This window comes from Syntrophomonas sp. UBA5494, assembly GCF_002426325.1.
On record NZ_DIPG01000070.1, the window covers coordinates 1 to 1,098 of the forward strand.

Genomic DNA, 1,098 nt, shown 5'->3' on the forward strand with positions numbered 1-1,098 from the left:
GAATGGCTGGAGATGATGAAACACAATGTTGAAATGACCGCCTATGCCTCTTATGCTGTTTGCATTAACCGCCTCATTATTCCTTATTTTAAGGAGTTTAAGCTTACCGTGCAAGACGTGACGCCGAAGCACATCCAGGACTATTATCAATACGGTCTGAACGTCGAAAAAGTAAGCGCCAATACTGTCATTCATCGCCATGCCAATATCAGAAAGGCACTGCAATACGCTTTCAGAACCGAGCTGATAGACTTTAACCCGGCCGACCGGGTGGAGCGTCCCAGAAATGTTAAATACACCGCAGCCACCTATAATGACAAGGAGCTGGAAACCCTATTCGCAATCGTCAAGGGAAAGAAGATCGAGCTGGCTGTCATCCTGGGCGCATTTTACGGATTGCGCCGCAGTGAAATTGTGGGTCTGAAATGGGATGCGGTTGATTTTGAACGAAAGACGCTGACCATCAAGCATACCGTAACCGAGGTAACCTTAGACGGGAAAAATACGGTTATTGCCAAAGACCGTACCAAAACAAAATCCAGCTATCGCAGTTTGCCTTTGGTAGCGCCCTTTGAAGAACTGCTCCACAAGATGAAAGCAGCACAGAAGCTAAACCGCAAGGTATGCGGCAGCGCTTATTGCAGGGACTATCTGGAGTATATCTACGTGGATGAGCTGGGCGAAAGAATCAAGCCGGGCTATGTCACCCAGAACTTCGCCCTCACCCTGAAAAAGCACGGCCTCAAAAAAATTCGTTTCCACGACTTGCGGCATAGCTGCGCCAGCCTGCTGTACGCCAACGGAGTCAGCCTGAAGGAGATTCAGGAGTGGCTGGGACACAGCGACATATCAACAACATCAAACATCTACACCCATTTGGATTACAGCTCAAAGGTATCCTCGGCAAATGCCATTTTGAGCGTGTATCCCTCCTGAAAATCCCTCCAAAGGGGGAGGAAAGCCAGGCCAGAAGGGGGATGAGAGCATTGCGAATATTCCACCAAGCGTGTCATGCGACTCATGTGACGGTATGCGGGCGGAAAAACGGAACGATGCCGCAAGAAAAGAAAAAGCTCTCGAATCCGCTTATATCGCGGT

The 1,098-nt window shown here is 49.1% G+C and carries 1 protein-coding gene; it reads left to right on the forward strand.

Features of this window, described 5'->3' with window-relative positions; genetic code table 11:
• On the forward strand, positions 1–936 hold a 936-nt coding region (locus tag B3W37_RS07935), incomplete at its 5' end, for a tyrosine-type recombinase/integrase (protein WP_483175301.1).
• Between the last annotated feature and the right edge of the window lie 162 nt (positions 937–1,098).